Source organism: Streptomyces longhuiensis, from assembly GCF_020616555.1.
GTDB classification, from domain to species: Bacteria; Actinomycetota; Actinomycetes; order Streptomycetales; family Streptomycetaceae; genus Streptomyces; species Streptomyces longhuiensis.
In genome coordinates this window covers 8,509,937-8,530,801 of the sequence record NZ_CP085173.1, presented here as the reverse complement: position 1 = coordinate 8,530,801, position 20,865 = coordinate 8,509,937, and the positions used below count along the sequence as shown (strand labels likewise).

The following is a 20,865-nucleotide window of genomic DNA, read 5'->3' as shown; positions in this document are numbered from 1 at the left end:
TCCCGCACGCCCCGTACCGGAAAGGTCCACCCGTGACGCACTCGCCGATCGACCCGTTCACACCCGCCGTCGAACTCGCCGCGGCAATCCGCCGGAAGGAGGTGAGCCCGGTCGAGTTGGCCGACTGCTTTCTCGAGCGGATGGACCGGCTCGACCCCCGGCTGAACGCCTTCTGCCACCGGGCGGACGACGACGTCCGCAAAGCCGCGTCCACGGCTGCCGACGCGGTGGCGCGGGCCGCGTCCGTCGACGACCTCCCGCCGTTCCACGGCGTCCCACTGCCCGTCAAGGACCTTGCCGACGTTGCCGGATGGCCCACCACCCATGGCTCCGCCGGCTCCGGGCAGACGCCGGCGGAGGCATCGGACCCGGTCGTGCGACGGTTCGTGGACGCGGGCTTCGTCCTGCTGGGCAAGACCACCACCTCCGAGTTCGGCAGCCTGCCCTTCACCGAGAGCGACGCCCTCGGTATCTCGCGCAACCCGTGGGACCCGGACCGCACGCCCGGCGGCTCGTCGAGCGGAGCGGGCGCCGCCGTCGCCGCCGGGATGGCGCCCATCGCCCATGCCGAGGACGGCGGCGGGTCGATCCGGATCCCCGCGTCGTGCAACGGCCTCGTCGGTCTCAAACCCACCCGCGGCCTGGTCACGAACGCCGTCGTGGAGGTGGAGGGGCTCGGCACCGGCGGCGTGCTCACCCGCTCGGTGGCGGACACGGCGGCGGTCCTCGACGTGCTCGCGCGTCATGATCCGGCCGCGTGGTGGTCGCCGCCGACGCCGCGCGCGTCGTTCGCCGCCGCGATGCAGACGGACCTGCCGACCGGGCTGCGGATCGGTGTGCTCACCGACTCCCCGATCGACGGGATACGCGTGCACCCGGCGTGTGTCGAAGCCGTCGACGTCACTCTTCGGACGCTCGAATCGGCAGGCCAGCACATCGTCGACACCCCTCTTCCGCTGCCGCCGACCGACGAGTTGGTCGCCGCGTTCACGACCTTGTGGAACGTCGGCGGTGCCGGGATCACGCTCGCGGACCCGGACCGCGTCGAGCCGCACAACCGCGCCCTGCGCGAGGCGGCACGAGCGATCGACTCGTGGGCGTACGCGGAAGGGCTGCGCAAGACCCAGCAGTTGTCGCGGCGCATCGTCGAAGGCTTCCTCGCCGGCTTCGACCTCCTCGTGACGCCGGCGATGGCCTGCCTTCCACCGCTCGTCGGTGCCTGGCGGACGGGCATCGAGGACGATCCTCTGAGGGCACTGCTGAACAGCTACCCGATGGGGGTGTTCACGTCGGTGTTCAACGTGACCGGCCAGCCGGCGATCTCCCTCCCCGTCCACCACGACGAGGCCACCGGCCTGCCCGTCGGCATCCAGATCGTCGCCGCACCATGGCGGGAGGACCTCCTGCTCCAGGTGTCCCGCACCCTCGAACGCGCACTCCCCTGGGCCGGTCGCCGGCCGACCGTCAGCTGACCGCGCGTGCTCACTCGCCGGCGGCGACGCGGAGTTGTGCGCGCTATCGCCGCCGGCTTCGCTCTCGGCGTGAGTGCCGGACGCGGTCGGTGCGGGACTCGCTCCCGCGTGCGCTCATGCCCTTGGCGGCGGCTTGGGTGATGTTGCGGGCCATGCCGCCGAAGACGACGGCGTGGAAGGGGGAGACGGACCACCAGTAGGCATGGCCCAGCAGGCCGCGGGGGTGGAACAGCGCGCGCTGCCGGTAGCGGGTACCGCCCTCGGCGCCCGTCTCGACGTACATCTCCAGCCACGCCAGACCCGGCAGCCTCATCTCCGCGCGCAGCCGCAGCAGTTGTACGGGTTCGATCTCCTCGACGCGCCAGAAGTCCAGCGAGTCGCCGACCCGCAGACGCTCCGCGTCACGTCGTCCGCGACGCAGGCCGACCCCGCCCACGAACCGGTCCAGCCAGCCGCGGACCGCCCAGGCCAGCGGGAAGGAGTACCAGCCGTTGTCGCCGCCGATCCCCTCGATCACCTTCCACAGGGCCTCCCGGGACGCCTCGACAGGCAGTTGCCGCTCGTCCTGGTAGAGACTGCCGCCGGCCCAGTCGGGATCGGTGGGGAGCGGGTCGCTGGGCGCCCCGGGGAGGGCGGCGGACGACCACCGGGTGGCGACCTGCGCCTCCCGTACCCTCCGCAGTGCCAGGGCCAAGGCCTCGTCGAACGGCAGAGGCCGGCCCGGAGGGTCGGGAACGTAGCGGGCGATGTCGTGCTCGTGGCAGACGACTTCGTGGCGAAGCGACTCCGTGAGGGGCCGGGCGATCGATGCCGGTACCGGGGTCACGAGGCCGACCCAGTGACTGGACAGCCGCGGGGTGAGCATGGGCACCGGCACGATGATCCGCCGCCGCAGTCCGGCGACCTCGGAGTAGCGGCACATCATCTGCCGATAGGTCAGGACATCCGGCCCGCCGATGTCGAAGGCCCGGTTGACGTCGGCCGGCATGGTGGCCGAGCCGACGAGGTAGCGCAGCACGTCGCGGACCCCGATGGGCTGCGTGCGGGTGTGCACCCAGCTCGGGGTGACCATCACCGGCAGCCGCTCGGTCAGATAGCGCAGCATCTCGAAGGACGCCGATCCCGAGCCGATGACGACAGCGGCCCTGAGCACCGTGGCGGGCACCGCGGCGTCGAGGAAGATGCGACCGACCTCGGCCCTGGAGCGCAGGTGCGGCGAGAGAGCCTTCTCGGGTACGTCCTGCGGAGTGAGCCCTCCGAGGTAGACGATGCGCCGTACGCCGGCCGCGTGCGCCCGCTCGGCGAAGATCCGGGCCGCGCGGCGATCGGTGTCCTCGAAACCGGACCCGGATCCGAGGGAGTGCACCAGGTAGTACGCGACATCGATACCGCGCATGGCCGCTTCGACCGACTCGGCGTCCGTGACGTCTCCGCGTACCGTCTCGGCGGCCGCCGCCCAGGGGTGGTCACGCAGCTTGTCCGGCGAGCGGGCCAGGCAGCGAACGCGGTGACCGGCCTCCAGCAGTTCCGGTACCAGGCGCCCCCCGATGTATCCGGACGCTCCGGTGACCAGACAGTGCAGCTGCTCCGTGCTGTGCTTTCCGTCCGTGTCCACGACCAACTCTCCACGCACTCGATCCGACGCTGCTCCTGTGTTCCTCCGTTCGATCATGACTGCCGCCCCGGGGATGTGCCCGCAGCGCGCTGGGGACGGTCGACACGACTCAGCCCGCTACACGGTGATCCCCGGGACACTCGTCGGCCTCACCCGGCCGGAACGGTGCTGGAAGGCGGCGCCGCGCCCGGCTCTGGAGCCGGGCGAGCGTTCGCCCCGTGCTGTCGGCCGGGCGGCATCGGTGACACTTGGGTCATGCAGCTTTCCGCGCCCGGCCCTCCCTCCTCGCCCGATGCCGCCGCCGCGCACGGCGGTGGTTCGCCCACGCTCGGGCAGGCCGTCGGTGTGGTCGGGCCGGACGTGGTCGAGGTGCTGCGGGCGCCGTGCGGCACGGACGTGCCGGTGAGCGGGGCCGGAGTGTTCGACGAGGGCGAGACCTTGCAGGCACGGGGGCGGATTCTCATCGCGCCCGGCGTCGACACGTCCGCGCCGGGTGCGGCGGGCGTGCTGCGCGCGGCGGACCGCGCCGGGGCGGCGGCCGTCGTGCTGCGGCGTGGCGCCCAGGGGATCGCGCCGTCGCTCGCCGAGGCGGCCGACGAGGTCTCGACCGCCCTGCTCGCCCGGGCGCCGTGGATCGAGTGGGGCGAGCTGATCGGACTGCTGCGGGCGGCCATCGCCCGTACCGGTACGGCGGCGCCCACCGAGGCGTCGGCCGATGTGGCACTCGGCGATCTGCCGGGGCTCGCCCTGGCGCTGGCCGCGCTGGTGGGCGGCGCGATCACCGTCGAGGACCCCGAGTCGAACGTCCTGGCGTACTCCCCCACCGCCGACACCGCCGACCCGCTGCGCAGGCTGACGATCCTGGGCCGCCGGGTGCCGAGCTGGCGGGTGACCGAACTCGCCGAGAGCGGCTTCCTCACCACACTGTGGGCGAGCGGCGACGTGGTGCACCGGCCGGCCGACGCGCGGTTCCCCGAACGCCTCGCCGTCGCCGTGCGGGCCGGCGACGAGATCCTCGGGTCGCTGTGGGCGGCCGCCGACGGCGAACCGCTGCCGCCCGGGGCCCGGGACGCGCTGCGGCAGGCGGCCGTCATCGCCGTACCGCATCTGCTGCACCACCGGCTGCGGTCCCGGTCCGCCGCCAGCCGCCGCCGGTACGCGGTGCGGGCCCTGTTCGAGGAGCGCCCGCCGGACGTGTCAGCGGCTGCGTCCGTGCTCGGGGTCGAGGCCGGACAGGCGTGCACCGTACTCACGGCCGCCGCCGCGGCGCCGATCGCTCCGGACGTACTGGACCGGGCCTTCCATCTGGCCTCCCTGCGCGTCGCCGCGCATCACACCCCGGCCTTCGCGCACCGCGACGGCGACCGGCTCGACGTCCTGGTGGCCGGGACCGGGGCGGGGGACGGCGTGGACCGGCTGGCACGCGACCTGGCCGCCGTACTGCGCGGCGCCGGGGTGCGGCCGCTGGTCGCGGTGGGGCCCGCCGTCGGAGGGCTCGGCGACGCCGCCGCCTCCCGTGCGGGGGCCGCCCAGGTGCTGCGGGTGCTGCGCGAGCGCGGCGGTCCCGAGACGGCCGGCGCCGAGGACGTCCGGTTCGCCATGGACGCGCTCCGGGTGACCGATGCGGTCGCCGAGCACGTGCCGTCGGCCGCCGACGCGGTGGCCGCGCTGCTCGAGCACGACGAGCGGCACGGCACGGACCTGCCACGCACCGTCGCGGCGCACCTGGTGTTCTTCGGTGACGCGGCGGCCACCGCCCGCTATGTGGGGGTCCACACCAATACGCTGCGGTACCGGCTGCGCCGGGCAGGTGAGCTTTGCGGCATCGACCTCACCGACCCCGACGTACGGCTGCTGGTGGAGCTGGGGCTGCGGCGGGCCGGGCTGATCCCGCTGCCCTGAACGGGTGTGGTGCGGACGCACCACGACCTCGCCGTCCGCATCGTGCGAGCGCACCATGGAGACGTGGGCAGGGCCCGACGCTTGTGCGCGGCCACGACGGGAGCGGCCCGGACTTCGTGCCGGAGCACGCAGACAGCGCGGGGCTCGGGGCTGCACAGTGAACCGGGGCGGAGCGCACGGGCGACGAGCCGGTGGCGTGGACACCGCCCGCGGCCGCCGCAGTCGGCGGCCCGCCCGGCGAACGATCCGCCGGGCACGTAGCCGGCAGTGCGCAGTGAGAAGGCAGGAACACCCCATGACCATGGCCCCGGAATCCGTCGTCCGCAGGGAGGCGGCCGTGCGCGCCGCCGCCGCGCAGGGCCTGGTCGGTGCGCAGGCACCGGTCCTCGGCCTGCTCGACGTGGAAGGGATCCGTGGCGCCGCCCGCGAGCTGCGCGAGGCGTTCGCCTTCGACGGGGTCTCCGTACAGCACACGTTCGCGGTGAAGGCCGCCTCGCTCGTGCCGGTCCTCGCGCTGCTGAACGACGAGGGCGTGGGCGCGGAGGTGGCCAGCGTCGGCGAGCTGGAGCTGGCCCGCGCCGCGGGCGTCCCGGCCGAGCGGATCGTCTTCGACTCCCCGGCCAAGACGGTGGACGAGCTGCGCGACGCTCTCGCCCACGGCATCGCCGTCAACGCCGACAATCCGCAGGAGCTGGACCGTGTCGACGCCGTCGTCGCCGATCTCGGCGTCGGCTGCGCGCCCGTGGGGCTGCGGGTCAACCCGCAGGTCGGCAGTGGTTCGATCGGGGCGATGAGCACGGCGACGGCCACGTCCAAGTTCGGCGTGGCGCTGCGTGACGAGGGCGCGGAAGCGTGGGTGCTCGACGCCTACCGGCTGCGCCCGTGGATGACCCGCCTGCACACCCACACCGGCTCCCAGGGTGTCGCCCTGGAGCTGATGGCCGAAGGGGTGCGGGCCGCGTACGAGCTGGCGGAGAAGATCAACGCGCACGTCGGCCGGCAGCAGATCGACACCCTCGACATCGGCGGCGGCCTGCCCGTGAACTTCGCCTCGGACGAGGTGACCCCGGCCTTCGCCCAGTACGCGCGGCTGCTGCGGGAGACCGTGCCCGGCCTGTTCGACGGGCGCTACACGCTCGTCACCGAGTTCGGCCGTTCGCTGCTGGCCAAGCAGGGGCTGATCATGGCGTACGTCGAGTACACCAAGACCTCCGGCGGCCGGCGGATCGCCGTCACGCACGCCGGGGCGCAGGTGGCCACGCGCACCGTGTTCGTGCCCGAGTCGTGGCCGCTGCGCGTGGGCGCGTTCGACGCCGACGGGCGGCCCAGGACGACCGAGCCGCTGGTGCAGGACGTCGCCGGGCCGTGCTGCTTCGCCGGGGATCTGGTGGCGCGGGAGCGGGAGCTGCCCGAGCTGGCGCCCGGTGACCTGGTCGCGCTGTACGACACCGGGGCCTACTACTTCTCGACCCATTTCCACTACAACAGCCTTCCGCGTCCCGCTGTCCACGGATATGTCGTTTCGGATGCGGGCGTGGTGACGTTCGCTCCGGTCAGGCCCGCCCAGACGGTGGCCGAGGTGGTCGCGGAGTCCGGTGCGGCGCAGGCCGCTTCGCTGCTCGGGCTGACCGGCCGGCCCTCTGCCTAGGGGCGCTCGCCACCTGGGAAAGTTGCCCCAGGAAACGGTTTAAGGTGGATTGTCGCCGCGTGGTCATCCCGCGGCGCCCCACGGGGACACTGCGTTCCTGGCGTGATCCGCACAGCATCACGCCAGGTCCGCCGCTGTCCCGCTCTGCCGGCCCGCCGTACGGGGGGACGGGCCCTGTCCAACAGGTATGCCGCGCCGCTTGCCGGCGTTCGCTTTCGCGTGCGTGCGTGCATGCGCGCGGGCGCGGTCGGTGTACCGCTATGCACGTCGGAGAAACATGGAGCACACAGCACAAGCCGAGCCGCAGGCCCGGCCGGCGCAGGCCCCTGCCGCTGCGACCGGGGGCGGCGCGACCGGCGCCATCCGCGAGGGGGGTTACACGGCCGGTCTGCGCAACCGCCAGGTCCAGATGATCGCGATCGGTGGCGCCATCGGTACCGGCCTCTTCCTCGGCGCCGGCGAGCGGCTGCACGCGGCCGGCCCGTCGCTGGTCGTCATCTTCGCGCTCACCGGCCTGTTCGCCTTCTTCATCTCGCGCGCCATGGGCGAGCTGGTGATGCACCGGCCGACGTCCGGTTCGTTCGTCTCGTACTCGCGCGAGTTCCTCGGCGAGAAGGCCGCCTACACGGCGGGCTGGGTCTACTTCCTGCACTGGGTGTGCAGCGGCATCGCGGAGATCACCGCGGTGGCGATGTATCTGCACTACTGGGCGGCGTTCCGGGACATTCCCCAGTGGACGCTGGCCCTGTTCGCGCTGCTCGTGGTGCTTGTCGCGAACCTCATCTCGGTGCGCTGGTTCGGCGAGTTCGAGTTCTGGTTCTCGATCATCAAGGTCGCCGCGATCCTGGCGTTCCTCGCCATCGGCTGCTGGCTGCTGGCCAGCCGGCACCCCGTCGACGGCCACAGCACGGGCCCGCAGCTGATCGCCGACAACGGTGGCATGCTGCCCAACGGCCTGCTCGCCGCCGTCGTGCTGATCCAGGGCGTGGTCTTCGCGTACGCCGCGATCGAGATGGTCGGCATCGCCGCCGGCGAGACCGCGAACCCGCGCAAGGTGATCCCGCGCGCCATCAACTCCGTGTCGTGGCGCATCGTGCTCTTCTACGTCGGCAGCGTGCTGCTGCTCGTCCTCCTGCTGCCGTGGACCGCGTACAAGGCCGGCGAGTCGCCCTTCGTGACGCTGATGGGCAAGCTGGGCGTTCCCGGCATCAGCGGCATCATGAACTTCGTGATCCTCACGGCGGCCCTCTCCAGCTGCAACTCCGGCCTCTACTCGACCGGCCGCGTGCTGCGCTCGATGGGCCTGGCCGGTTCGGCGCCCGCCTTCACCACGAAGATGAACAAGCGGGGCGTGCCGTTCGGCGGCGTCCTGCTGACCGCGTGCTGCTACATCCTCGGCATCGTCCTCAACTACGTCGTGCCGGAGCGGGCGTTCTCCATCGTGCTGAACTTCTCCGCGATCACCATGATCGGCACCTGGGTGATGATCATGGTCTGCCAGATGGTGCTGCGCCGCAAGGCGCTGCGCGGCGAGCTGGAGCGCCCCGCGTTCCGGCTGCCCGGCGCGCCCTTCACCTCCTGGCTCACGCTCGTCTTCCTCGGCGTCGTCGTGGTGCTCATGTGCGTCGACGGCGGCGACGCCGCCTGGTCGGTGGCCTGCGTCCCGCTGATCGCCGTCGGCCTGGTCATCGGCTGGTTCGCGGTCCGCGGCCGGGTCGCCGAGCGGCAGGCGACCGGACATCTAGCGGTCGAACAGAACCCGGCCGAGCAGCAGGGCTGAACGACACTGACGCGAGGCACCGTTGCCGGTCCGCCGCACCCCGGCGGGCCGGCAACGGTGCCTCGCGTCAGTGTGAAGGGCGAAGAACGTCCGTCGGTGACGACTGAGGGGCGAGACAACCCACGTGTGAACAGCACCGTTTGACCGCGACGGCCGAGAGCGTGCCGGCCTGCCGATGCCATGCGCGTCACGCACGGACAGCAGCCGGTTCCCGGCCAATAGACGACCCACGCCCCTTGGGCAAGGAGAACAAGGTCACACCCCTACGGTGTGCTGCTCTTCTGTCGGTCTGACCTAGCATCCGAGCATGACGGTCCTGCCTGACGACGGGCTCTCCCTGGCGGCCGAGTTTCCTGACGCGACATATGAGCAGTGGCAGCACCTGGTCTCGGGTGTCCTGCGCAAGTCGGGAAAGGAAGTCTCGAGTTCCGCAGCGGAAGACGCCCTGTCCACCGCGCTGGAGGACGGGCTCCGCGCCCGCCCTCTGTACACCGCGCGCGATGACGCCCCTGCCAGCGGCCTGCCCGGCTTCGCGCCGTTCGTGCGCGGCGGACGCGCCGAGGGGAACAGTGTCGGCGGCTGGGACGTGCGCCAACGGCACACTTCCGCCGACCCGGCAGCGGTACTGACCGACCTGGAGAACGGCGTCACCTCTCTGTGGCTGACCGTGGGCCGCTCCGGCCTTCCCGTCTCCGCGCTGCCCGCCGCCCTCGACGGCGTCTATCTGGATCTGGCTCCGATCGTCCTCGACGCCGGCTCCGAAGTCGACGCTGCCGCACGTCAATTGCTGCGCCTCTACGAGGAGTCGGGCATCGCCCCGGACGCGGCGCGCGGCAACCTCGGCGCGGACCCGCTGGGCCACGAGGCCCGCACCGGGCAGCGCTACGACGGCGCGCCGGTCACCGAACTGGCCGCGCTGTGCGATGGGCGGTACTCGGGGCTGCGCGCGCTGACCGTGGACGCCCTGCCCTACCACGAGGCAGGCGGCTCGGCCGCGCAGGAACTCGGCTGCGCGCTGGCGACCGGCGTCGCGTACCTGCGTGAGCTCACCGAAGCGGGGCTCACTGCTCAGCAGGCCCTGGCCCAGCTGGAGTTCCGGTTCGCCGCGACCGCCGATCAGTTCCTGACCGTCGCCAAGCTGCGCGCCGCGCGCCGGCTGTGGGCCCGGGTCGCCGAGGTGTGCGGGGCGTCGCGGGCGGGCGCCCAGGTGCAGCACGCCGTGACGTCGCCGGTGATGATGACGCGGCGTGACCCGTGGGTGAACATGCTGCGGACCACGGTCGCGACGCTCGCCGCCGGCGTGGGCGGCGCGGACGCGGTGACGGTACTGCCCTTCGACAGCGCGATCGGTGTGCCGGACGGGTTCGCCCGCCGTATCGCGCGCAACACCTCCACGATCCTCATCGAGGAATCGCACCTGTCCCGGGTGATCGACCCGGCGGGCGGCTCCTGGTACGTGGAGCGGCTGACCGATGAACTCGCCCACGCAGCTTGGGAGTTCTTCCGGACCATCGAGCGCGAGGGCGGTCAGGCCGCTGCCCTGCGCTCCGGTCTGGTCCGCGAGCGGCTCGCCGAGACCTGGGCGGCACGCAGCGTACGGCTCGCCGAACGGCGTGAACCCGTCACCGGCGTCAGCGAGTTCCCGCACCTCGGCGAGAAGCCGGTCGAGCGCGTGCCCACCGAGGCTCCGCCCTCCGGCGGCCTGCCCCGCGTGCGGCGGGACGAGGCGTTCGAGGCTCTGCGGGCCCGCTCGGACCGCCACCTCGCGGCGACCGGCGGCCGCCCCCGCGTGTATCTGGCCGCGCTGGGCCCGGCCACCGCGCACACCGCGCGCCTCACCTTCGCGGCCAACCTGTTCCAGGCGGGCGGCATCGAGGCCGTCACCGAGGGCACGTTCGAGGAGAGCGGGGCCCAGGAGGTGTGCCTGTGCTCCAGCGACACGGTGTACGAGGAGCAGGCCGAGGCCACCGCGGGGACGCTGCGGGCCGCGGGCGCGCGGCACGTGTTCCTGGCGGGCCGGCCCGGACCGTACGCCGGGGTCGACACATACGTCTTCGCCGGCTGTGACGCCGTGGCCGTGCTCTCCGCCACGCTCGACCGCATGGGAGTGTCCTGATGTCCATCCCCTCCGTCCCCGACTTCTCGGCGGTTGAGCTCGGGACGCCGGCCGTCGACGCCGGCACAGACGACTGGCGCACCGCGGTCAAGCGGGCCACCGACGGCGACGACCTGCTGTGGGAGACCCCCGAGGGCATCACGGTCAAGCCGCTCTACACCGGGCAGGACCTGGAGGGCCTCGACTTCCTCGACACCTTCCCGGGCGTCGCCCCGTACCTGCGTGGCCCCTACCCGACGATGTACGTGAACCAGCCCTGGACGATCCGCCAGTACGCGGGCTTCTCCACGGCCGAGGAGTCGAACGCCTTCTACCGGCGCAACCTCGCGGCCGGCCAGAAGGGACTGTCGGTCGCCTTCGACCTGCCCACGCACCGCGGCTACGACAGCGACCACCCACGGGTCACCGGTGACGTCGGCATGGCGGGTGTCGCGATCGACTCGATCCTCGACATGCGCCAGCTCTTCGACGGCATCCCGCTGGACAGGATGAGCGTGTCGATGACGATGAACGGCGCCGTGCTCCCCGTACTCGCGCTGTACATCGTGGCCGCCGAGGAGCAGGGCGTACCGCCCGAGAAGCTGGCCGGGACCATTCAGAACGACATCCTCAAGGAGTTCATGGTCCGCAACACCTACATCTATCCGCCGAAGCCGTCGATGCGGATCATCTCCGACATCTTCGCGTACACCTCGCAGCGGATGCCACGCTACAACTCCATCTCGATCTCCGGCTACCACATCCAAGAGGCGGGCGCGACGGCCGACTTGGAGCTGGCGTACACCCTCGCCGACGGCGTGGAGTACCTCCGCGCCGGACGGGAGGCGGGCCTGGACGTGGACGCGTTCGCGCCGCGGCTCTCGTTCTTCTGGGCGATCGGCATGAACTTCTTCATGGAGATCGCCAAGCTGCGGGCCGCACGGCTGCTGTGGGCGAAGCTGGTCAAGGAGTTCGACCCGAAGAACGCCAAGTCCCTTTCCCTGCGCACCCATTCGCAGACGTCGGGCTGGTCGCTGACCGCGCAGGACGTGTTCAACAACGTCACGCGTACCTGTGTCGAGGCGATGGCCGCGACCCAGGGCCACACCCAGTCGCTGCACACCAACGCCCTCGACGAGGCGCTGGCGCTGCCTACCGACTTCTCCGCGCGCATCGCCCGCAACACGCAGCTCCTGATCCAGCAGGAGTCCGGCACGACCCGGGCCATCGACCCGTGGGGCGGCAGCGCGTACGTCGAGAAGCTGACCTACGACCTGGCCCGCCGCGCCTGGCAGCACATCCAGGAGGTCGAGGCCGCCGGCGGCATGGCCAAGGCCATCGACGCGGGCATCCCCAAGCTGCGCATCGAGGAGGCCGCGGCGCGTACGCAGGCGCGGATCGACTCCGGGCGGCAGCCGGTGATCGGGGTCAACAAGTACCGGGTGGACTCCGACGAACAGATCGAGGTCCTCAAGGTGGACAACTCCTCGGTGCGCTCGCAGCAGCTCGCCAAGCTGCGCCGTCTGCGCGCCGAACGCGACGCCATCGCCTGCCAGGACGCGCTCGACGCCCTCACCCGGGCGGCGGCCGGCGAGGGCAACCTGCTGGAACTCGCCGTGAACGCGGCCCGCGCCAAGGCGACCGTCGGGGAGATCTCCGACGCCCTTGAAAAGGTGTACGGGCGCCACGCCGGGCAGATCCGTACGATCTCGGGTGTGTACCGGAACGAAGCAGGCGAGTCGCCGTCGGTCGATCGCACCCGGGCTCGTGTCGACGGATTCGCCGACTCGGAGGGGCGCCGGCCGCGCATCCTCGTCGCCAAGATGGGCCAGGACGGCCACGACCGCGGCCAGAAGGTGATCGCGACCGCCTTCGCCGACCTCGGCTTCGACGTGGACGTCGGCCCGCTGTTCCAGACCCCGGGCGAGGTGGCGCGGCAGGCCGTCGAGGCGGACGTGCACATCGTCGGGGTGTCGTCGCTGGCCGCCGGTCACCTCACCCTCGTACCGGCGCTGCGCGAGGCGCTCGCCGAGGAGGGGCGCGGCGACATCATGATCGTGGTGGGTGGTGTCATCCCGCCGCAGGACGTGCCGACGCTCCTGGAGATGGGCGCGGCCGCGGTGTTCCCGCCCGGCACCGTGATCCCGGATGCCGCCCACGACCTGGTGACGCGGCTGGCGGCCGGGCTCGGGCACGACGACCTGTGAGCCGGTGACTCCATGGCCATCGACCTCGACACCTACGTCAAGGGCGTTCTCGACGGGAAGCGGGCGCTCGTCGCTCGCGCCATCACGCTCGTCGAGTCCACCCGGCCCCAACACCGGGCGCTGGCCCAGGAGTTGCTGACCGAGCTGCTGCCGCACAGCGGACGGTCCCGCAGGATCGGGATCACCGGTGTGCCGGGCGTCGGCAAGTCGACGTTCATCGACGCCTTCGGCACGATGCTCACCGGTCTCGGGCACCGGGTCGCCGTGCTCGCCGTCGACCCGTCGTCCAGCCGGACCGGCGGTTCCATCCTCGGCGACAAGACCCGCATGGAGCGCCTGGCCGTCGACCCGGCGGCCTTCGTGCGCCCCTCCCCCACGGCCGGCACGCTCGGCGGTGTCGCCAAGGCGACACGTGAGTCGATCATCGTGATGGAAGCCGCCGGCTACGACGTGGTACTCGTGGAGACCGTCGGCGTGGGCCAGTCCGAGACCACGGTCGCGAACATGGTCGACTCCTTCCTGCTGCTCAGCCTCGCCCGTACCGGCGATCAGCTGCAGGGCATCAAGAAGGGCGTCCTCGAGCTGGCCGACGTGATCAGCGTCAACAAGGCCGACGGCCCGCATGAGCGCGACGCGCAGTCAGCGGCAAGGGAGTTGGCGGGCGCGCTGCGCCTGATGCACGGGAAGGACGCCTTCTGGACACCGCCTGTGCTCAGTTGCAGCGCACGTGAGTCGACCGGCCTCGACACCGTCTGGGAACGGCTCGAACAGCACCGCGCCCTGCTCGACTCCACCGGGCGCCTCGCCGCCCGCCGGCGCGATCAGCAGCTCGACTGGACATGGGCCATGGTCCATGACGAGCTCCTCGGCCGACTCCACACCGACCCGGCCGTCCGCTCCCTGACACCGGAGCTCGAACAGCAGGTCCGCGACGGACAGCTCACCGCCACGCTGGCCGCCGAGCGCATCCTCGATGCCTTCAGGAGCCGCTGAGCAAGCCCTCGGCCCGGCCCGGAACGACACCGTTGCGGGGGGGGTGGATCTGTGGATCAGGATGAATCCCTCCCCCGCACAGATGACGATCTTCTGGCCCCCTCCATGCTGCGGATCGGATTCCCGGGCGACATGGTCATAAGAGGGCACTCATCGCCCGGAGCGCGGCGACAATCGACCGGGGAGCCGCCGGCGCTCCCGCCCCGCACTCGGCCGACTGACGTGGAGCCGCTCATGACCACCGCACGGGACCTCGCGATCGTTGCCCTGGCTGAGACACCCGACCACCCCGTGGAGCAGGGCGAGCTGTCGCTGGCGCTCTCGGGGGCCGAGGTGCTCGACCTCATCGAGGCCAAGGCCCTGATCGTGGACGGCGACCGCATCCTGCCCAGCGCCCAGGCGCCCACCGGGGACCGCCTGCTGGATGAGGCCGCCACGGCTCTCGTGCGGCGGGAGCCGTACGAGTCGGTCGAGGACTGGCTGTGGCGCCGGGGCCGCGGGCTGTCCTCGGCTTACGTCGACGAGCTGGAGCGAGAGGGGCTGACGGCCCGGCCCCGAGGCCTTCGGAATCCACTGCGGGGCGGGCGGACGGAGCCGGTCGACTCGGCGGCCCGGCGCCGGGCCGAGGAACGCTGGGCCGCGGGCGAACCCGTGCTCGTCGCCCTGGCGGCCGCCGCCGGAATCCGGGACGAGCCGGCCGACGACGCCCCCGAGCTCGCCGGGGACCCGGTCGCGGCGGTGCTGGCCGCCGTCGGGAACGCCGTTCAGGAACTGCAGGCCGTACGCCAGCGCAGGGCGATCGAGGACGCGGCGTTCGACAACGTCTGGCGCGGCTACTGAGATCTGTCCTTGTCCCTGCACGAAGAAGGGCGCCTGACCAGGGTAAATGCCTGTCAGGCGCCCTTTTCGGCGCGTGCCGCCGCCACCCGTACGGCTCACACGAGCTGTACGGGTGGCGGCGGGAGACCACGTGGTCAGCGAACGTCGTAGGCGCGGGTGATGGTCTGGGTGACCGCGTTGCCGTTGGCGTCGGTGAACTCGGCCTTCGTCATGACCTGCTTGCCGGTGGCACCGGTGTGGTCGAGGACGGCCGTCCACTTGCCGTCCTTCTTCTGGGCCGGCGCCTTGATCCAGGTGGTGCCGCCGTCGTAGGAGTAGGACAGCGAGGCCTCGGTGATCGCGCCCGGGGTGTACCCGGCGTGTCCCTCGACCGACAGGCCGACCTTGATGCCGCTCTTCGCGGGCAGGGTGTTCAGGCCGTCCACCGGCAGGTCGTACGCCGGGGAGAGGATCGGCAGGCCGCGCGAGTAGACGTCCGGCTCCCGGTGGGAGCGGAAGCTCCACGTGGTGGTGACGGCGGTGGAGCGCAGCCAGTTCCGGTCGCCGGAAAAGATCTTCTCCAACTTCTGGGTGAGCTCGTACGCGGAGTCCTCGTCCGGCACCTCGAACACACCGTACGGATCGTAACTGCCGCCGATCCGCTCACCGTTGCGCTTCAGCTCCAGGTTGCCGAGGTCGCCGAACGACCCGCCGTAGGACCAGTGGTCGCCCGATCCGTCGACCCAGAGCGCGTTCTGGAAGCCCATCAGGTCGCCCTGCCGCTCGGCGGCCAGCATCAGCTTGCCGTCGGCGTCGCGTGCCGCGCCGGGCCGCAGGGGACCGCCGTACCACTTCTCGGCACGCCGCTCCCCGGGCCGGTAGCTGCGCTCCTGGTCGCCCATGAACGCGGCGAACGGGAAGCTCGTCATCGCGCCGTGGTACCAAGCGTCGTCGCCGGTCGTGTAGTAGGCGGTGCGGGCGACGGGCACGTGGACCGTGGCGAACGCGCTCACGGGGAGGTAGGAGCCGCTGCTGCCGGCGGGGCGCAGGAACAAGGCGTCGAGGTAGTCGGCCTCCTTGCCCATGGCGTTCCACGTTTCGGCGACCTGGGCCAGCTTGGCGTCCTTGGGCCTGTAGACCTGGTCGGAGTGGAGCGGACCCCGCGTCGGGAACGACAGGTTGTAGACGTACGGCGACCCGCCCTCGGAGCCGGAGGCACGCCAGGTGGGCCGGAACTCGAAGGTGCCGTTCCCGGCACGTCCGTCGATGTCCGCGTAGAACTTCTGGACCGTCTGGTCGGCCACGAGCGACCCGGATATCTCCCACGTGTCGTCCCACGTACGGGCGTAGCTGAGCGTCGTGTTGGTCACCGTCGAGGGACGGTCCGTGCGCACGCTCACCTGGTGGGCCTTGCGGGCGTCGAGGACGACGGTGGTGTCACGGGTGATCCGCAACTGCGGGTTCGCAAGGTAGCTGACCGACTCAAGGGCGTTGTCCGCACCGTATGTCGTCACGAAGCTGCTGAGGGAGTAGTCGCCGGGGCGCACGCTGTACGTCTGCTCGGTCGCGCCCGCGTTGGTACGGCGCTCGCCCTTGTCCGTGTCGAGGCTGACGAGGTCCAGGGAGGAGGAGCCGGTGGCCGGCTTGCCGTCACGGCCGACGGCCTTCACCCGGAGCGTGACCGTCTGCGGCTGGACGTAGAGCGTGACGGGCACGGAGACGTGCACACCGTCGCCGGTGGCGAGGATCCTGCCGGTGACCGCACCGTACTGGGCGTCCGTCAGACGGGCGGTGGGGTCGATCCGCAGCGGCACCTGAGCGGTGGCACCCGCGTCGACCCTCACCTTGCCCTCCGCCGGCTTGACGACGCCGGAGCGGACCTCGCTGCCGTCGTTGCCGTGCACACCGCTGACCTTCAGGCTCAGAGTGAGGTCCTTCTTGCCGGTGTTGGTGAAGGGCACCTGCACGGTGGTGCGGTCCGACGCGTCCTGCGGCCAGTCGTAGCTGCCGGCCTGGACGGCGGGTGCGGAGAGCACCTTCTGGTTCACGGCGCCGAACACGTCGAGGACGCCACCGCCGGTCTGGTCGGCGCCCGCGACCTTGCCCCCGGTGCGGGCGGAGGAGACCAGGGCGGCCTTGATCTGCTGCGCGGTCCAGTCCGGGTGGGCCTGGCGGACGACGGCCGCTGCGCCCGCTACATGCGGGGTGGCCATGGAGGTACCGGACATCGTGCGGTAGGCGTAGACACCACGGCCGCCGGCGCTCGCCGCCGAGATGTCGACGCCGGGAGCGGCGATCTCGGGCTTGAGGGTGTGGGTGACGGCCACGGGACCACGGCTGGAGAACGGCGCGGTGGTGTCGTCACGGTCGACGGCGCCGACGGTCAGCACGCCGGGCACACAGCCGGGCGAGGAGACCGTCTCGGTGGCCGGACCGGCGTTGCCGGCGGCGACGACGAACAGGGTGTGGGTGTTCTGCGAGAGCTGCTGCGTGGCCTGGGCCATCGGGTCGGCGCAGTCGCGGATCGTGGGGTTGCCCAGGCTCATGGAGACGACGTCGGCCTGCTGGTCGACGGCCCACTGCATACCGGCGATGATCCACGAGTCCTGGCCGTAGCCCTGGTCGTTGAGGACCTTGCCGACGAGCAGGGAGGTACCGGGGGCGACCCCCTTCTTGCGGCCGTCGCTGGCCGCTCCGGACCCGCCGACCGTGGAGGCGGTGTGGGTGCCGTGGCCCACCTTGTCGTCGGTGGTCTTGGAGTCCGTGAAGTTCTTGGACGCGGCGACCCGGCTCGCCAGGTCCGGGTGCTCGGCGTCCACGCCGGTGTCCAGCACGGCGACCTTGGTGCCCTTGCCGTCGTAGCCGGCTGCCCAGGCCTCCGGCGCGTGCACCTGCGCGGTGGAACGGTCCAGTGTGGCCTCGGCCTTGCCGTCCAGCCACAGCTTCTTCAGTGGGGAGGCAGCACGCGAGCGGGTGTCGGTGACGTCCCGCCAGAACGTGGCAGCCGTGTCCTTGCCCGCCTTGAGCGCGACGCCGTCCACCGCCGGGAGGCTCAGGCCCCGCTCGGAACCACGAGGGGCCGCCGGCGCGCTCTTCGCGACGTCCACACTGTTGCGGTAGGTGGCGATGAGCGGCAGCGTGTCGGTGTGCGCGTCGTCGTATCCCTGGCGGATGAGGCCGGTGACGTTGAACAGCTGCTCGTCGACCTTGCCCTCGGCGATCGCCTCGGAGGCGTCCTCGGGGTAGACGTAGAGGTCCTTGCCCATCTGGTACGTCTGCACCATCGGCTGCGTGCCGTCCTCGCGGGGCAGTACGGCCGCGGAGCTGTGACCCGACCTGTCGGTGGTCACCACCACCTTGTCGCCGGTGACGAGCGTGACGGACGTCTGCTTGCCGCCCGTCGCCCTGGCCGCCTCGCTGCCGATGACGGGTCTCTTCCCCGAGGCACCGTCAGGCGGCGTATCCGCCGCCCCGGAAGGCGCGACCGCCGTGACGGCCAGGGCGGCGGCGGTAGCCGCGCCCATGGCTATACGCGTTATGGAGCGCATGGATCTCCCCACTCGAAACCGTGAACATGCCGTGCTGCCGATGCAGCCTGGCAGACATCCGGATCGTGGAGTGATGCCGCGCGTGACGGGTTTCCCGCATGTCGGTTTTCCGACACGGGGTCACGTCTACGAGTTCCCGAGCGCGGTGGAACCTTGGGCCGCATGCTGCAGCTTCGGCCGGATCGAGGTCGTCGAGGAAGGGGCTCTCAGCACCGGTCAGGACGTCAGAGCCAGCCCGCACGTGCCGCGTGCCACCCCAGTTGCAGGCGAGAGTCCACTCCTGCGAGGTCCATCAGACGGCGTGTCCGTCGCTCCACGGTGCGTATGGAGAGGCCGAGTTGGGAGGCCGCTCGCCGGTCGGAGATCCCCGCCAGCAGGAGGGCGAGGACCTCCAGTTCCCCCTCGGTCGGCTGCTGATCGGTGGTCGGCTGCGCGCGCACTCCCGTGCTGGTGGCGTACAGAGGCCGGGCCGCGGCCCATTCCCTCTCGAAGAGCTGGACCAGGGCCGTCAGCAGACCGCTGCGGTGCACCACGATGGCGCTCGGCTCACCGCCGGAGTCCGTCATGTCGAGTGGCACCATGGCACGCTCCCGGTCCGACACGACCATCTTCAGCGGCAACGAGTCCGCGAGGCGCACCTCCAGGCCCGCGGCGATACCTGCCTTCACGTCCCGCGCCACGTCGGGACCGTCGAGATAGTCCTTGGCAGCCACGACACGGAAGTCGACTCCGCGGTCCAGGGCGGAGCTCTCCGACACGTCGGCGTCGTCGCGCGCCACCGCGGTGGGAGCGCCGACGAGGAAGACGAGCAACTCACGCTGAGCACCGCGCTGCAGTTGGTGGAACCGGTGTGCCACCTGGTCCACGCCGACGACCACCTCCACGACGCTGCCCGCGGGGTGCGCGGCGGTACTGCGGTACTGCTCGGTCAGCATCGAGAACGCCGTCTCGGCCCGGTGCAGTGCGTTGCGCTGCTCGACGAGAATCGGGGCCAGGGCCACCGAGGGTGGTGTGAGCCGGTAGCGGGCGGGCCGGCTGCCGGCGTCGCAGTCGGCCGGGTCGGACACCCCGCTCCCGGCCTCGGTGGCGACCGCGACCAGACCACGTGTCGCCAGGTCGAGCAGGATGCGGGTGGTCTCGGCCTCCTCGAGTCCGGTCTGCCGGACGAGGTCCTGCGCGGAGGCGGTCGGGCGGGCCAGCAGTGCGGTGTAGACGGCCTCTTCGGCCGGGCCCAGTCCCAATGCCTGCAGCATCCAGATCCCCCTCGGACGGCCCCCGTGTCTGACCGTGGCGCGGCTCGGGTGGACCGAGCGGATTCTTCGCGGCCGAACATTATCCCACCGTCAGGAAGTCGCCCCTGTTCGGTGCCTGTCGTGGACGCGTCTGAGTCACCCGGACCGGGGGTGTGCCTCGCACGGCCCGCACACCCGGATCCCGATCCGTGGTCACGCCGGTCACCGCACGGGGGCATCGTCCGGCGGGGCGCGGCTCACCCACGTCCGGGCCTGCCTAACGTACGGGGAGTACACCACCTGCCCGGGAGGTTCCGTGCCGCAAAAGCATCCGAAGCGTTTCGCGCGCCCCATCGAGAGCATCGAACCACCGCGCAACGTCGAGGTAGTGCTCGGCGTTGCGTTGGTGACCCTCGTGATGCTCCTCCTCGGTGCCCTGTCCGAGTCCCCGGTGTGGCTTCTCGGGCTCCTCGTGTTCCTGCCGGCGGCCGCGTCCGCGCTGTGCACCGTGCGCCAGACGAAGTTCGTGGCTGCGTGGATCGTGCTCGTGGTCGTCGTCATCGTGCTGGCCCAGCACGGTGACGGGCGGTCGTGGCTCGACAGGAGCCTGATGATGCTGCTCACCCTCGCCCTGGGCGCGGGTTCCGTCTACGCCTGCCACCGTCGTATCCGCCGCGAGGACGAGATGCTGCGGCTGCGCTCCACCGCCGCGGCGATGCAGCGCCACATCCTGCGCCCGCTGCCTCTGCTCACCGACGACGTCCTGGTCGACGGCGCGTACGAGCCCGTACAGGAGGACCGGCTCGTCGGCGGCGACATCTACGACGTCGTCGAGTCTCCCTGGGGAACCCGGGTTCTGATCGGCGATGTCCAGGGCAAGGGCCTGCCCGCGGTCGGTGCCGCGTTCGCGGTCATCGGCGCATTCCGGGAGGCGGCCCACCGGGAGCCGACCCTGACCGCCCTCGCCGACGCACTCGATGCCTCTGTCGTACGGCACAACTCCTATGCCGCGCAGACCGGCGACGACGAACGGTTCGTCACCGCGCTCGTCCTCAACGTCGACGCGCACGACGAGGTACAAGTCATCAACTGCGGACACATCGCGCCCCAGCTGCTGCACGACGCCACCATCAGCACGCCGGCCCTCGACTCCGGTGTTCCCCTCGGTCTCGCCGAACTCGCCACCGAACCGGCGACCGTCGACTGGTTCACTTTCCCGGCCGGGGCAACACTGCTGCTGACCACCGACGGGCTCACCGAGACGCGCGGCGCCGACGGCACGTTCTACCCCGTCACCGAACGCCTCACCGAGAGGGTGTCCCTCTCTTCCACCGAGCTGCCACGGGCCCTCTACGAAGACGCGAGCGCATTCGCCGGAGAGCGAGGTCAGCACGACGACGTCGCGATCCTGTCCGTCCGGCGGTCGCCTTTCCGCTGAGTACGTCGCTCCATGCGGCACGCGATCGTCCGCCACGCCCGCCACCCGCGTCGGCGGGACCCGAGCCGCGTCCGCACGAGCTCGTCGGCCGGTGACGAGACGTCGAGGGTTCCCGT

12 protein-coding genes are annotated in these 20,865 nt (G+C 71.6%); 9 read left to right on the top strand and 3 right to left on the bottom strand.

What is annotated here, in order from left to right:
- Positions 1–32 precede the first annotated feature (32 nt).
- Positions 33–1,472, top strand: a complete 1,440-nt coding sequence (locus LGI35_RS38785; protein WP_227299105.1) for an amidase — start codon at positions 33–35, stop codon at positions 1,470–1,472.
- 43 nt (positions 1,473–1,515) lie between these two features.
- Here the strand turns inward: LGI35_RS38785 and LGI35_RS38780 are convergent, their stop codons facing one another.
- Positions 1,516–3,093, bottom strand: a complete 1,578-nt coding sequence (locus LGI35_RS38780) for an SDR family oxidoreductase (RefSeq protein ID WP_376224908.1) — start codon at positions 3,091–3,093, stop codon at positions 1,516–1,518.
- Between the two features lie 249 nt (positions 3,094–3,342).
- On the opposite strand from LGI35_RS38780, the gene LGI35_RS38775 reads away from it, so the two are divergent.
- From LGI35_RS38775 to LGI35_RS38745, 7 genes are all read left to right on the top strand, one after another.
- Entirely contained in the window at positions 3,343–4,989 is a 1,647-nt protein-coding gene (locus LGI35_RS38775; RefSeq protein WP_227299103.1) for a PucR family transcriptional regulator, read from the top strand.
- Positions 4,990–5,290: 301 nt separating this feature from the next.
- Positions 5,291–6,637: a type III PLP-dependent enzyme domain-containing protein gene (locus LGI35_RS38770; RefSeq protein ID WP_227300701.1), complete on the top strand. Its 1,347-nt coding sequence runs from the start codon at positions 5,291–5,293 to the stop codon at positions 6,635–6,637.
- 277 nt (positions 6,638–6,914) lie between these two features.
- On the top strand, positions 6,915–8,417 hold the full coding sequence (locus tag LGI35_RS38765) for an amino acid permease (protein ID WP_227299102.1): 1,503 nt from the start codon (positions 6,915–6,917) through the stop codon (positions 8,415–8,417).
- 307 nt (positions 8,418–8,724) lie between these two features.
- Positions 8,725–10,533: a methylmalonyl-CoA mutase subunit beta gene (locus LGI35_RS38760; RefSeq protein ID WP_227299101.1), complete on the top strand. Its 1,809-nt coding sequence runs from the start codon at positions 8,725–8,727 to the stop codon at positions 10,531–10,533.
- Complete coding sequence (scpA, locus tag LGI35_RS38755; protein WP_227299100.1) at positions 10,533–12,719, top strand: methylmalonyl-CoA mutase; 2,187 nt, start codon at positions 10,533–10,535, stop codon at positions 12,717–12,719. Before LGI35_RS38760 ends, scpA begins: the two co-directional genes overlap by 1 nt.
- 12 nt (positions 12,720–12,731) lie before the next feature.
- Entirely contained in the window at positions 12,732–13,712 is a 981-nt protein-coding gene (meaB, locus tag LGI35_RS38750; RefSeq protein ID WP_227299099.1) for a methylmalonyl Co-A mutase-associated GTPase MeaB, read from the top strand.
- A 234-nt stretch (positions 13,713–13,946) separates the two neighbouring features.
- Positions 13,947–14,552, top strand: coding sequence for a GPP34 family phosphoprotein (locus LGI35_RS38745; protein ID WP_227299098.1), 606 nt, complete (start codon positions 13,947–13,949; stop codon positions 14,550–14,552).
- A gap of 134 nt (positions 14,553–14,686) precedes the next feature.
- Here LGI35_RS38745 and LGI35_RS38740 read toward each other — a convergent pair whose 3' ends face one another.
- The gene (locus tag LGI35_RS38740) at positions 14,687–18,079 is read right to left on the bottom strand and encodes a S8 family peptidase (protein WP_227299097.1); all 3,393 of its coding nucleotides are present in this window, start codon (positions 18,077–18,079) and stop codon (positions 14,687–14,689) included.
- Positions 18,080–18,303: 224 nt separating this feature from the next.
- Positions 18,304–19,332 (bottom strand): helix-turn-helix domain-containing protein, encoded by a 1,029-nt coding sequence (locus tag LGI35_RS38735; protein WP_227299096.1) that lies wholly within the window; start codon positions 19,330–19,332, stop codon positions 18,304–18,306.
- Positions 19,333–19,627: 295 nt separating this feature from the next.
- Between LGI35_RS38735 and LGI35_RS38730 the strand changes: the two genes are divergently transcribed.
- Positions 19,628–20,749 (top strand): PP2C family protein-serine/threonine phosphatase, encoded by a 1,122-nt coding sequence (locus tag LGI35_RS38730; RefSeq protein WP_227299095.1) that lies wholly within the window; start codon positions 19,628–19,630, stop codon positions 20,747–20,749.
- The last annotated feature ends 116 nt before the right edge of the window (positions 20,750–20,865 follow it).

What these genes read in the sequence shown, in the direction of transcription:
- LGI35_RS38775 (WP_227299103.1), top strand. Translation starts at nt 3,343, where the DNA reads ATGCAGCTTTCCGCGCCCGGCCCTCCCTCCTCGCCCGATGCCGCCGCC.
- LGI35_RS38770 (WP_227300701.1), top strand. Translation starts at nt 5,291, where the DNA reads ATGGCCCCGGAATCCGTCGTCCGCAGGGAGGCGGCCGTGCGCGCCGCC.
- LGI35_RS38765 (WP_227299102.1), top strand. Translation starts at nt 6,915, where the DNA reads ATGGAGCACACAGCACAAGCCGAGCCGCAGGCCCGGCCGGCGCAGGCC.
- LGI35_RS38760 (WP_227299101.1), top strand. Translation starts at nt 8,725, where the DNA reads ATGACGGTCCTGCCTGACGACGGGCTCTCCCTGGCGGCCGAGTTTCCT.
- scpA (WP_227299100.1), top strand. Translation starts at nt 10,533, where the DNA reads ATGTCCATCCCCTCCGTCCCCGACTTCTCGGCGGTTGAGCTCGGGACG.
- meaB (WP_227299099.1), top strand. Translation starts at nt 12,732, where the DNA reads ATGGCCATCGACCTCGACACCTACGTCAAGGGCGTTCTCGACGGGAAG.
- LGI35_RS38745 (WP_227299098.1), top strand. Translation starts at nt 13,947, where the DNA reads ATGACCACCGCACGGGACCTCGCGATCGTTGCCCTGGCTGAGACACCC.
- LGI35_RS38740 (WP_227299097.1), bottom strand. Translation starts at nt 18,079, where the DNA reads ATGCGCTCCATAACGCGTATAGCCATGGGCGCGGCTACCGCCGCCGCC.
- LGI35_RS38735 (WP_227299096.1), bottom strand. Translation starts at nt 19,332, where the DNA reads ATGCTGCAGGCATTGGGACTGGGCCCGGCCGAAGAGGCCGTCTACACC.